This is a genomic window from Cryobacterium algoritolerans (assembly GCF_004402785.1).
GTDB classification, from domain to species: domain Bacteria; phylum Actinomycetota; class Actinomycetes; order Actinomycetales; family Microbacteriaceae; genus Cryobacterium; species Cryobacterium algoritolerans.
On the sequence record NZ_SOFP01000064.1, the window covers coordinates 1 to 10,063 of the forward strand.

Consider the following 10,063-nt stretch of genomic DNA (forward strand, 5'->3'; position numbering starts at 1 on the left):
CCCGGCTTCCAGCGCCCCGGTGGCGCGCCGGCCGGTGCCCCCGGCTTCGGCCCGCCCCGTCCGGCAGGTGGTGGCGGTGCAGGTGGCCGCGGCCGCGGCCCCGGCGGTGGAACCGCTGGTGCATTCGGTCGCGGTGGCGGCAAGAACAAGGCTCGCAAGTCCAAGCGGACGAAGAGGGCAGAGTTCGAGCTGCGCGAGGCCCCGTCGCTGGGTGGCGTGAGCGTTCCCCGTGGCGACGGCGGAACAGTGGTGCGTCTGCGCCGCGGTGCCTCGATCACGGACTTCGCCGACAAGATCGATGCGAGCCCCGGAAATCTTGTGACCGTACTGTTCCACCTCGGTGAAATGGCCACGGCAACGGAGTCCCTCGACGAGGCCACCTTCGATGTGCTCGGCAGCGAGCTGGGCTACAAGATCCAGATGGTCTCGCCCGATGACGAGGACCGCGAGCTCCTGCTCGGCTTCGACATCGACATCGACCAGGAACTCGAAGACGAGACCGACGAAGAACTCTTCGCCCGGCCCCCCGTCGTCACGGTCATGGGTCACGTCGACCACGGTAAGACCGCGCTCCTCGACGCCATCCGCAATGCCAAGGTTGCGGCGGGCGAAGCCGGCGGAATCACCCAGCACATCGGTGCTTACCAGGTCGTCACCGAGCACGAGGGCATTGAACGTGCCATCACCTTCATCGACACACCGGGCCACGAGGCGTTCACCGCCATGCGTGCCCGTGGTGCGCAGGTCACCGACATCGCGATCCTCGTGGTCGCGGCGGACGACGGCATCATGCCGCAGACGATTGAAGCGCTCAACCACGCCCAGGCCGCCAACGTGCCGATCGTGGTCGCAGTGAACAAGATCGACAAGGCCGGCGCCAACCCGCAGAAGGTTCGCCAGCAGCTCACCGAGTTCGGCCTCGTCGCCGAAGAGTACGGCGGAGACGTCATGTTCGTCGACGTGTCGGCCAAGCAGCAGATCGGCATCCAGGAAATCCTGGACGCCGTGCTGCTCACCGCGGACGCCGGACTCGACATGCGCGCCAACCCGAACAAGGACGCCCGCGGCGTGGCCATCGAGGCTCGCCTCGATAAGGGTCGCGGTGCCGTGGCAACCGTGCTTATCCAGTCGGGAACCCTGCACGTCGGGGACTCCATCGTGGCGGGAACGGCCTACGGCCGCGTTCGTGCGATGGCTGACGAGAACGGCGTCGCCGTTCTCGCCGCAACCCCGTCCAGGGCCGTCCAGGTTCAGGGTCTCTCCAGCGTTCCCCGCGCCGGCGATACCTTCCTGGTCATCCAGGAAGACCGCACGGCACGTCAGATCGCCGAGAAGCGCGAAGCCGCCGAACGGAACGCACTGCTGGCCAAGGCTCGCAAGCGGATCAGCCTCGAGGACTTCACCCGTGCACTCGAAGAGGGCAAGGTTGAGTCGCTCAACCTCATCATCAAGGGCGACGTGTCCGGTGCCGTCGAGGCACTGGAAGAGTCGCTCCTCAAGATCGAGGTCGACGATTCGGTTCAGCTGCGCATCATCCACCGCGGTGTCGGTGCGGTCACGGAGAGCGACGTCAACCTCGCTACCGTCGACAACGCCATCATCATCGGCTTCAACGTTCGGCCCGACACGAAGGCACGCGAACGCGCCGCCCGTGAAGGCGTGGACGTGCGCTTCTACTCCGTCATCTACAACGCACTCGAGGACATCGAGAACTCCCTCAAGGGAATGCTCAAGCCCGAGTTCGAAGAGGTGCAGAGTGGTGTCGCCGAGATCCGCGAGGTGTTCAGCTCGTCCAAGTTCGGCAACGTCGCCGGTGTCATCGTTCGCTCGGGTGTCATCACGAGGAACGCCAAGGCGCGGGTCATCCGCAACGGCATCGTCGTGGGCGACAACCTGGGCATCGAGTCGCTGCGCCGGTTCAAGGACGACGTCACCGAGGTCCGCACGGACTTCGAGTGTGGTATCGGCCTGGGCAAGTTCAACGACATCCAGATCGGTGACGAGATCGAGACGATCGAAATGAAGGAAAAGCCGCGGGTCTAATACCCGTCGGTTCAGGGGTCTCCGCCATCCTCCCTTTAAAAAGGGAAGAGCGGAGACCCCTACCCCGATTCCCTCTTCAGGGGGAGGACCGCCGCGATCAACTTTCGCATGGTGTGTGGAGTCACCGCGGTGGCTGGGGAAAGCTCAAGAGCGTCAGAAGTTCGGAAAGAGGAGTACAGCAATGGCAGATCCGGCACGCGCCAGGAAAATGGCCGACCGCATCAAGGTCATCGTGGCCAAGCGGCTCGAACGTGGTCTCCGCGACCCGCGGGTCGGTTTCGTGACGATCACGGATGTCAAGGTAACCGGCGACCTGCAGCACGCGTCGGTGTTCTACACCGTCTACGGCAACGCCGTGGAGCGCGCCGACAGCGCCGCGGCCCTCAAGGCCGCGACCGGGATGCTGCGCAGCGAGGTCGGCAAGAACATCACCGCCAGGCTCACGCCGTCGCTCGAGTTCATCGCCGACGCCATCCCCGAGAACGCCGCCCTGATCGACGACCTGCTTCGGGAGGCACGCGAGCGCGACACCGAGGTCGGCGAACTCGCACGCACGGCGAAGTACGCCGGCGACGAGGACCCGTACGTCAAGCCCCGCGAATACGACGAGGATGACGATGCCGAAGCAGAGGCCGACGAGGCCGAGGCTCCAGCCCCCGCCGCCCACGCGCATACCGAGGACGCGGCAAACTAGCCTCCGCCACGGTGGTCGAGCTTGTCGAGACCGCGCTCATCGGGCTCGGCAAACTCGACCAGCGGCAGCCCGAGCTACTCGGGCAGGTAGCGCACGAACCGGTACTCGATGCCGGTTCGCGAGGTGTGCCAGCCCTGCCCAGGGTCGACAGCGGCGCGTCGCCAGCCCGCCGGGATCGCAGGCGCATCCGTGTCGCCGGGGTAGTCGGCGTTGATCTCTGTGACCTCGAGCACGTCAGCGGTAACGATCGTCAGCGCGAAGATCTCCAGGCCTCCGATCACCCATGCGTCAGTGCCGGTCACGAGAGCCAGCGCGTCATCCACGGCGTGCGCGACGAGCGCGCCGTCCGCCGTCCAGCCTTGCTGGCGGGTGATCACGATGTTTGTGCGGTCGGGCAGAGGGCGGAACCGGGACGGAAGCGAGTCCCAGGTGCGCCGACCCATCAGCACGGTGCCGCCGTTCGTCAGCGCCTTGAAATGCGTGAGGTCCTCCGGGAGATGCCACGGCATCACGCCGTCGAACCCGATGACTCCGTTGCTGCTCTCGGCCCAGATCAGCCCAAGGGTCATACCGCGACCGCGGCCTTGATCGCCGGGTGATGCCGGTAGTTCTCCAGGACCAGGTCCTCGTAGGTGTAGTCGAAGAGACTGTCCCTCGGGGTCTGGATGCGCAGGGTCGGTGCGGGGAAGGCGCTGCGGCTCAGCTGCTCGGTGACCTGCGCGACGTGGTTGTCGTAGATGTGGCAGTCGCCTCCGGTCCAGACGAACTCCCCGAGTTCCAGCCCGACCTGGGCGGCCACGAGTTGGGTCAGCAGTGCGTAGCTGGCGATGTTGAACGGCACACCGAGGAACAGGTCGGCGCTGCGCTGGTAGAGCTGGCAGGAGAGCTTGCCGTCCGCCACGTAGAACTGGAACAGGGCGTGGCAGGGAGCCAGGGCCATCTTCGGGATGTCCGCCACATTCCAGGCCGAGACGATCATCCGACGGGAGTCAGGGTTGGTGCGGAGCGTCTCGATGACCTGGGCGAGCTGGTCGATGCTCTCCCCGGACGCCGTCGGCCAGGAGCGCCACTGCACCCCGTAGACCGGGCCGAGGTCGCCGTTCGCGTCCGCCCACTCGTTCCAGATCGTCACGCCGTGATCGCGGAGCCAGTTCACGTTGCCGTCGCCGCGGAGGAACCAGAGCAGCTCGTAGGCGATCGACGGGAAATGCACCCTCTTGGTCGTGACCATCGGAAAACCGGCGGCGAGGTCGAAGCGCAGCTGGCGGCCGAAGACGCTCCTGGTGCCGGTGCCTGTGCGGTCGGCCTTGGGCGTCCCGTTGGCCAGGGTGTCGCGGAGCAGGTCTTCATATGGAGTCTGGATTGAAGCAGTCATCGCTACGATCGTACGGTCTCCCCGGCCGATTCGTCGCACGCGGTCGCGGGCGACGCGCCCTCGACTTCCGGGCGGGTCGTCACCGGTGCGGCAGGGTGTAGCCGTCGTCGCCGTGGCGCACGGCGAGCCCATCGGAGAGCAGGCCGGCCAGGGCGCGTCGGCGCTGGGGCGCATCCGGCCACAAACCGTCGATCTCGGCGTCGGTCACCGGGCGGTGGGTGGCCCGGAGTTCGGCCATCACCAGGCCGCGCACCTGGCGGTCGCTGCCCTCGAACTTCTTTTGCACGGCCTTGCGGGGCCCGTCGTAGGCGGGAGATCCCGCGCCCCGCCAGGCACAGTCGTCCCGGATCGGGCAGGCGTCGCAGCGGGGATTCCTGGCCGTGCAGACGACGGCCCCGAGCTCCATGATGGCGGCGTTGAACGCGGCGGCCTCGGCACGGTCCGTAGGCAGCAGGGCACTCATCGCGTCGAGGTCGCGGGTGCGGGAGGGTGGTGCAGGTTCGGCCTGTCCGCCGACCGCCCGGGCGATCACGCGGCGGGTGTTGGTGTCGACGACCGGATGCCGGTGCCCGTAGGCGAAGGCGGCAACGGCCCGAGCGGTGTAGTCGCCGACCCCGGTGAGTGCCAGCAGCGCGTCGACGTCTTCGGGCACGACGCCGTCGTGGCGGCGGGTTATCTCGACCGCTGCCGCGTGCAACCAGAGGGCTCGCCGCGGGTAGCCGAGGCTTGCCCAGGCGCGCACAGCCTCACCGGGCGGCACGGCGGCAAGATCGGCCGGTGTCGGCCAGCGTTCGAGCCAGTCTTCCAGCCGCGGGATGACCCGGCTGACCGGGGTCTGCTGCAGCATGAACTCGCTGACCAGGGTGCCCCAGGCCGTGAAGCCGTCGCGTCGCCAGGGGAGGTCCCGGCCGTTGGCCCTGAACCAGGCCGTGAGAGCGGGGACGATGCGTTTCGCCTGGGCTGTGACCTTCACGCTTTCTAACCTAGGGTCGATTCATGAAGCTTGTCTCCACACCCCGGACCGAATTCCTCCGAGACCTCGCGTCCGAGATCCTCGGCCTCTACGGACGCGGTCGCACTGTCGTGGCCGTGGACGGCACGGATGACGCGGCGCGCACCGCTTTCGCCGACGACCTGGCCGCGGTGATGATGGAGCGGGAACATTCGGCCTTCCGTGCGTCGCTGGCCCATTTCCGGCGGTCACGAGCCGAGCAGGAGCGGTTCGGCCCCGAGTCCCCTGAGCGGCTCTTCCGTCACCTCTATGACTTCTCGCTGCTGCGCCGGGTGCTGCTCGACCCGTTCCGGATGGGCGGCAGCACCGGGTTCGTGACCCGGGCATTCGATCCGGACCGGGATGCCTGGATCGAACCGACCTGGCTGACCGGGCCGTCCGACGCCACCCTGGTCATCGACGGTGACTACGTGAACCGGCGGGAGCTGCGCGACCTCTGGCAGTACGGCGTCCTCGTCGAAACGGCCGCCGAGGCCGCAGACGCCCTCAGCGTCGTTCCTGCCGACGAGGAGGGCAACGGCCGGGCCGATCGCGGCGACGAGCAGGCCGAGGCCGACCGGCTCTACCGCACCGAGGTGAGGCCACGCAGCCGGGTGGCCGCCGTCGTCGACCTCACCGACCCGGATCGGCCACAGCGCAGGTTCTTTGACAGCTGCTGATCCGGCCACGCGACCGGGATCGGCGCGGACTCAGCGGCCGGGCGGCGTCAGCGCAGCGCGAACGGCGTGAAACGCGCGCAGACCTCGGCCGGCGTGAGTGGGGTGCCCGAGGCCTCGACTTCGTGCACCAGCGCGGTGAGGAGCACGTTCACCGGCGCGGCCAGCCCGGCCAGCCCGGCCTCGCGCACCACGGCGCCGTTCAGATAGTCGATCTCGGTCCGCTGGCCGCGCCTCAGGCTCTGCAGGGTGGAGCCGAGGTTGGGCACGTCGCCCATCCGCGCCCGCATCATCCTGGGCAGCAGCTGTCCCAACGACAGCGGCAGCCGCGAGAACAGGCGGAGCCGTGCGTCGCCGAGTCCCTGCAGCTCTCCGAACCGCACCCCGCGCGCTCTGCCCACCCGCACTGTCTCGCGCATGCTGGCCGTCATCACCCGGCGGAGACCTGGATGGTCGACGACCTCCTGCACACTGCGGCCGGTGATGGCCGGCAACGAGTTGAGCATGTTCACGACGAGCTTCGTCCACTGCGCCCCGACGAAGTTGTCGATCGCCCTGGTGGGCACGGCCTCGGCCAGGATGTCCCGCCATTTGGCGGCCTGGGCGTCGGCCGCGCCGGAGCCCCGACCGAGGTAGGTGGGCGCTGGCGTGGTGATGTCGACCCTGCCGGGGGCCGTGTAGTTCGCGGCGATGATCGACAGGGCGCCGAAACATTCCGAGCGGGGCAGCAGCCGGGAGGCCGTGGCCACCCCGTCGAGACCGTTTTGCACGACTATCACGGGGGAACCGTCGAGAACGGCCGCATTGCCTGCGATGGCGGCGGCGGCATCCTGCGCCTTGGTGCAGATCAGGGTCAGGTCGGGCGTCTCGACGAGGCGCTCCAACGCCGTCGGGCGGGCGTGCGCCTCGCCGAACCCGCCGGTGAGACGGATGCCGTCGGCCCGGATCGCGGCCAACCCGGCACCGCGGGCCGTCACGGTCACGTCATGACCGGCCCGCGCCAGCAGGGTGGCCAGGGTGCCGCCGAGGGCGCCCGTTCCGATTACCGCGATCTTCATGGCCCCAGCCTAGGTCGCGCTGTGGGGAAGGAGCGCCGCCACCATCCCCGGATCGGGGCGTACCCGGCCGGGAAGATTCGACGCCGATGAATGGCGGATACGATGACAAGGGTGAGCGACGATTCCCGGCAGCCAGACAACGGGCCGCGGGCTCGGCCAGCGCGCATGAGCGGCTCCGCCAGCGGGCTGGTGCTCATCGACAAGCCGCCGGGCTGGACCAGTCATGACGCCGTCGCACGCACCCGTCGCCTCGCCGGTACTCGTAAGGTCGGTCACGCCGGCACGCTCGACCCGATGGCCACCGGCCTGCTCATCCTCGGCATCAACAGTTCGACCCGGTTGCTCACCTACGTCGTCGGCCTGGACAAGGAATACCTCGCCACGATCAGGCTGGGTGCCGCCACCACGACGGACGACGCCGAGGGCGAGGAGCTCGGCCGGGCCCCCGCAGGCGCCGTCGCTGGGATTACGCCGGAGGCCATCGCCGCCGGAATCCTGGCGCTGACCGGCGACATCAGCCAGCAGCCGAGTGCCGTGAGCGCTATCAAGGTCGACGGGGTGCGCGCCTACGCACGCGTGCGCGCCGGAGAAGCGGTGGACCTCCCGGCTCGGCCGGTCACCGTGCGCGCGTTCGAGCTGCTCCGGGCAACGTCCGTCGACGGCTTCCTCGACCTCACCGTTCGAGTGGATTGCTCCTCCGGCACCTACATCAGGGCCCTCGCCCGCGACCTCGGCGCCGACCTCAGCGTCGGCGGGCACCTCACCAGCCTGCGCCGCACCCGGATCGGACCGTTCCGGATCGAGGAAGCCAGCCCTCTCACCGAACTCGATGTGGCCTCGGCCCTGATCGGTCCGGCGGCGGCGGCAACGCGCATCCTCGGTCGGCTCGATCTCACCGAAGAGCAGAGCATCGACCTCGGCCACGGCAAGCGCATCGTTCTCGGAACCGGGCAGGACCGGGGCCAGGCCGGACCGGTCGCGGCCATCGCCCCCGGCGGGCGCCTGGTCGGCCTGGTCGAGTTCCGCGGCGGACAGGCCAAATGCCTCGTCAACTTCCCGCCGGACGAGGCTCCGGCCCACGCCCCTTCCGGAGCCACCCTTCCCGAGCCGGGCGGTGACGCGTGATCGAGTGGTTCGCCTGGGCCCAGGTCGCGGTCGCCGTGCTCGGCGGCCTGCTCTGCATCGGCCTCGGGCTGCTGGGCCGAAAGCCCACCGACCTGTCGATGGGGGCGACCGCCCTGGTCGAGCTGCTGCTCCTCGCGCAGCTCGTCGTGGCGATAGTCGCACCGTTCACGGGCAACAACGCGAGCGGCAGCCTGCTCGAGTTCTACACCTACCTCGTCAGTGCGATCCTGGTGCCGGTTACCGCGGCAATCTGGGCACTGATCGAGCGCAGCCGGTGGAGCACGGTCATCCTGGGCGCGGCCTGCCTCGCAGTCGCGGTCATGCTCTACCGGATGCTGCAGATCTGGACCGTACAGGGGCTGTGAGAAAGCACCCACCGGATGCTGCGATAATTAGCAAGCCATGACTGGACCCCAGAACGATGCCAACGTGAATACGACCGAGGATGCCCCGACTCGACGAGTGACCGGCGTCGGCCGGGTGCTGATCGCCGTGTATGGCATCCTGGCGCTCGCGGCCACCGGACGGTCGTTCGTGCAAATCGTCTCCAAGTTCGCCGACGCGCCCCTGTCCTACTCGCTCTCCGCCCTCGCCGCAGTGGTGTACATCGCAGCCACCGTGGCCCTGATCCGAAGCGGGCGCGGCTGGTACCGGGTCGCCTGGATCACCATCGGCTTCGAGCTGCTCGGTGTGCTCACGGTCGGCACCCTCAGCCTCTTCGACCCTTCCCTGTTCCCGCATGACTCGGTCTGGTCGGTCTACGGCCGGGGTTACCTGTTCATTCCCCTCGTCCTCCCGCTGCTGGGCATGTGGTGGCTCGCCCGCCGGGCCCCTGGACGCGCATGAAGATCATCAGAGGGCTCGGCGACATTCCGGCCGACTGGCCTGCGTCAGCCGTGAGCATCGGCAAGTTCGACGGCGTGCACGCCGGTCACCGCGCCGTCGTCGCCGAGTTGAAGGCGCTCGCCGACGCCGAAGGGCTGACCTCAGTCGTCGCCACGTTCGACCGGCATCCGCTCGCCCTGCTGGCGCCGAACGACTGCCCACAGGCCCTGATCAGCACCGAACAGAAACTGAAACTTCTCGGTGAGACCGGCGTCGACGCTGCCCTCGTACTCGAGTTCAACGAGGCTCTCGCAGCGCTCCCGCCCGAGGAATTCATCGATTCCGTGCTGGTCAGCGGCCTGCACGCCAGGCACGTGCTTGTCGGACGGGACTTCCGGTTCGGCGCCCGTGCCGCCGGCGACGTGCACCTGCTGCAGCGGCTCGGCGCCGCCAACGGCTTCGACGTGCGACTGATCGACGATGTGAAGCCCGACAGCATCCGCCGGGTGTCGTCGACCTGGATTCGAGAGCTTCTCTTCCGCGGGGACGTGCTCGCGGCCACCGGCCTGCTCGGCCATGTTCCGACCGTCCGCGGTGAGGTCGTGCACGGCGCGGCCAGAGGCAGGGAGTTGGGCTTCCCGACCGCCAACCTGTCGCCAGACTCCGAGGGACTCATCCCCGCGGACGGCGTCTACGCCGGCTGGCTGACGGATGCCGGGGTGCGCTACCCGGCGGCGATCTCGGTGGGCAACAACCCCACCTTCGACGGCGTGGCCCAGAAACAAGTCGAGGCCTACGTGCTCGATCGGGAGATCGACCTCTACGACCACGTCGTGGACGTGTCGTTCGTCGACCGGATCCGCGGCATGGTGGCCTTCACGGGCATCGAACCGCTGATCGTGCAGATGCGCGACGACGTTGAGCGCGTGCGCCACCTGCTCTCCTGAATTAAGTCCGTTCGGCGCACCCGCCGGTGGTCGAGCCCGACCCGGTGGTCGAGCCCGACCCGGTGGTCGAGTCCGTCCCGGTGGTCGAGTCCGTCGAAACCAGTCGTCAACCCCGGTGGTCGAGCTTGTCGAGACCCGCACCGTGATTTCGGTAGGGTTCACCACCGGCAAAGATCGAACACAGTACCGATATCATGCAGAAACAATGGTGACAAAGTCTCGACTCTCTGTTCGATTCGGCGTATACTGGGGGCATGGCAGGAGCCTTGGATCCGCAGTCAACAGCCGCCCCGGCAGGAGCGGCAATCCCGGCACCGTTCGACCCCGA

Annotated in this window: 11 protein-coding genes; 7 read left to right on the forward strand and 4 right to left on the reverse strand. The window is 68.3% G+C overall.

The annotated features are described in order from the left end of the window. On the forward strand, window positions 1-2,043 hold a 2,043-nt coding region (gene infB / locus E3O19_RS13690; protein ID WP_134568483.1), incomplete at its 5' end, for a translation initiation factor IF-2. A 181-nt stretch (window positions 2,044-2,224) separates the two neighbouring features. Next, a complete protein-coding gene (gene rbfA / locus E3O19_RS13695; protein WP_134568485.1) occupies window positions 2,225-2,737 on the forward strand; it encodes a 30S ribosome-binding factor RbfA in 513 nt (170 codons plus the stop codon). A gap of 74 nt (window positions 2,738-2,811) precedes the next feature. Here rbfA and E3O19_RS13700 read toward each other — a convergent pair whose 3' ends face one another. The 3 genes from E3O19_RS13700 to E3O19_RS13710 form a co-directional block, all read right to left on the reverse strand. After that, a complete protein-coding gene (locus E3O19_RS13700; protein ID WP_134568487.1) occupies window positions 2,812-3,306 on the reverse strand; it encodes a dihydrofolate reductase in 495 nt (164 codons plus the stop codon). Continuing rightward, the gene (locus E3O19_RS13705) at window positions 3,303-4,112 is read right to left on the reverse strand and encodes a thymidylate synthase (RefSeq protein ID WP_134568489.1); all 810 of its coding nucleotides are present in this window, start codon (window positions 4,110-4,112) and stop codon (window positions 3,303-3,305) included. Before E3O19_RS13705 ends, E3O19_RS13700 begins: the two co-directional genes overlap by 4 nt. A gap of 79 nt (window positions 4,113-4,191) precedes the next feature. Continuing rightward, complete coding sequence (locus E3O19_RS13710; protein WP_241981377.1) at window positions 4,192-5,085, reverse strand: HhH-GPD family protein; 894 nt, start codon at window positions 5,083-5,085, stop codon at window positions 4,192-4,194. Between the two features lie 23 nt (window positions 5,086-5,108). Between E3O19_RS13710 and E3O19_RS13715 the strand changes: the two genes are divergently transcribed. Next, window positions 5,109-5,783, forward strand: a complete 675-nt coding sequence (locus tag E3O19_RS13715; protein ID WP_134568491.1) for a nucleoside/nucleotide kinase family protein — start codon at window positions 5,109-5,111, stop codon at window positions 5,781-5,783. 47 nt (window positions 5,784-5,830) lie between these two features. On the opposite strand, the gene E3O19_RS13720 is transcribed toward E3O19_RS13715, so the two are convergent. Next, window positions 5,831-6,838: a ketopantoate reductase family protein gene (locus E3O19_RS13720; RefSeq protein ID WP_134568493.1), complete on the reverse strand. Its 1,008-nt coding sequence runs from the start codon at window positions 6,836-6,838 to the stop codon at window positions 5,831-5,833. Window positions 6,839-7,003: 165 nt separating this feature from the next. Here E3O19_RS13720 and truB point away from each other — a divergent pair, with 165 nt between their 5' ends. Genes truB through E3O19_RS13740 form a run of 4 tightly spaced genes read left to right on the forward strand, consistent with a single transcriptional unit; the run spans window position 7,004 to window position 9,735 of the window. Continuing rightward, entirely contained in the window at window positions 7,004-7,963 is a 960-nt protein-coding gene (truB, locus tag E3O19_RS13725; RefSeq protein WP_134568502.1) for a tRNA pseudouridine(55) synthase TruB, read from the forward strand. Continuing rightward, window positions 7,960-8,328 (forward strand): hypothetical protein, encoded by a 369-nt coding sequence (locus E3O19_RS13730; protein ID WP_134568495.1) that lies wholly within the window; start codon window positions 7,960-7,962, stop codon window positions 8,326-8,328. Before truB ends, E3O19_RS13730 begins: the two co-directional genes overlap by 4 nt. A gap of 37 nt (window positions 8,329-8,365) precedes the next feature. Continuing rightward, the gene (locus tag E3O19_RS13735) at window positions 8,366-8,809 is read left to right on the forward strand and encodes a hypothetical protein (protein ID WP_134568497.1); all 444 of its coding nucleotides are present in this window, start codon (window positions 8,366-8,368) and stop codon (window positions 8,807-8,809) included. Beyond that, window positions 8,806-9,735, forward strand: coding sequence for a bifunctional riboflavin kinase/FAD synthetase (locus E3O19_RS13740; protein ID WP_134568499.1), 930 nt, complete (start codon window positions 8,806-8,808; stop codon window positions 9,733-9,735). The genes E3O19_RS13735 and E3O19_RS13740 overlap by 4 nt, the downstream gene beginning before the upstream one ends. Window positions 9,736-10,063 lie beyond the last annotated feature (328 nt).